This window comes from Companilactobacillus halodurans (assembly GCF_009600985.1).
GTDB classification, from domain to species: Bacteria; Bacillota; Bacilli; order Lactobacillales; family Lactobacillaceae; genus Companilactobacillus; species Companilactobacillus halodurans.
The window spans coordinates 1-1,649 of sequence record NZ_VDFP01000102.1 but is presented as its reverse complement, the minus strand read 5'-3'; the positions used below and the strand labels follow the sequence as shown (position 1 = coordinate 1,649).

General features: G+C 33.6%; 2 protein-coding genes. Both read right to left on the bottom strand.

The window, feature by feature from the left end; all coding sequences use genetic code 11:
* Positions 1–31 precede the first annotated feature (31 nt).
* Positions 32–760: a GntR family transcriptional regulator gene (locus FHL06_RS12750; protein ID WP_153386959.1), complete on the bottom strand. Its 729-nt coding sequence runs from the start codon at positions 758–760 to the stop codon at positions 32–34.
* Between the two features lie 188 nt (positions 761–948).
* Positions 949–1,649: linear amide C-N hydrolase (locus FHL06_RS12745; RefSeq protein ID WP_153386957.1), on the bottom strand; the 701-nt coding region annotated here is incomplete at its 5' end.

The following is a 1,649-nucleotide window of genomic DNA, read 5'->3' as shown; positions in this document are numbered from 1 at the left end:
ATAATTGGTGCGTTCCAATCTTTGGAAACTCTTACTTATTTGCTAAATCAACAAATGAATCGTACTTGAAATACTTATAATGTAACTTCATAGTTGAAAATTCAAACGGTGTTCCGTCATCTAAGAAGAAGATTCCTTCCATTAATCCGACGGGTTCATTGTCTTTCAAATGCAACAGTTCTTTACCTTCTTCATCAGATGGTTCGGCGGAAATTGTTAAGTATGTTTTGTTAACTTCCTTACCTAATTCTGATTCTACATAATTAAAGATAGATTCCGAAGCAATTTGCTCTGACAATTCCGGTGCCAACTTAATAGGAATATATCCTGTTTCGATCATGAAGGGTACATCGTCTAACGATCGTAAACGTTTGAAAGCATAAACAAATTCAGTTGATTTTAAGAACAAATTATCCTGAAGATCTTTGTTTGGATGAATTACATCAAAACTCAGAACTTTTACACCCGGTTTTTGGCCATTAGCATTGAAACTATCAGTAATTCCCAAATTCTTACCACTGTAATTAAATGATGAACCCTGTTTCAAATATAATGGATTCACAAATGTTCCCGAACCACGTTTTTTAAATATAATTCCTTGATCTGCCATTAATCCTAAAGCTCGTTTGATTGAGCTTCGGCTGACACTATAACTTTCAGCTAGAGATCTTTCATCAGGTAAACGCATATCTGAAAATTCTCCGGCATCAATCGCCTTTTTTAGTGATGCAATAATTTTTTGATAAACTAAATCAGCCATTCTTTTTCCTCATTTCATAAATTGGGTCGCACCAATTATAAACATGGTGATTATCTTTTGATTTAATTATATCTTATAACATATCGTGCATACATACCAAAAAAGAAACAAAAAAAAAAAAAAAACAGGTATCTTACCAGAGAAAGTTACGCCTTGTCTGATAAAACACCTGCTTATTTATTAAAATTTTAATTTAAAGCTAAAAAGTCTTGATTAAGATCGACTTCAAATTCCTTTGGTTCTTTTTGATTCTTGATTAAATCATCAGTCAATTTAACTGAATAAACAGTTCTATTGCCATATGGTACGAAGTACATAACTTTATTAGTTAAATCCAAAACAGTTTGGTATTGAGTATAACTAGCTTCACCATTTTCCTTGATATTAACACCACGAGGAATTGTTACACTATCAAGCATGTGCAAAATTGTATTAACAGCTTGCTTAGTATCTTTAGGAGCTTCAGTTGCGTTACGAACGAATGCGGTTCTCACAAAACGATCAACGGCTGTGTAACCACCAGGTAATCTAAAAGTACCATTTTGACCTAATGGGATAACTTCTTGGTCACCGAATTTTTTAGCGCCAAAATTAGTTGTTTGAGCACCTAAGTAGTTAGCAAGGTTAGTTTTGTGCCAGTTGTAATCAGGAGTATTAGTCAAAACGCCCACTTTATCTTCTTGTAAGGTCAATCCATTACCTTCTGGTTCAAGAATATAGGTAGCTCCTGTTGCATCACTGAAAATCCAATGCAATGGTTGATTGGCTTGCATTACACCACGATCTGATTCGATCAGATGTACTTTTTTGAGATTCTCTTTCAAATCTTCAATAGATTTATTATTTCCTAAGGCCCAGAGGATAAATTCTTCAGCAACTAAATTAATTT

Excerpts from the sequence above, each read along its gene's own strand:
- FHL06_RS12750 (WP_153386959.1), bottom strand. The coding sequence starts at position 760 with ATGGCTGATTTAGTTTATCAAAAAATTATTGCATCACTAAAAAAGGCG.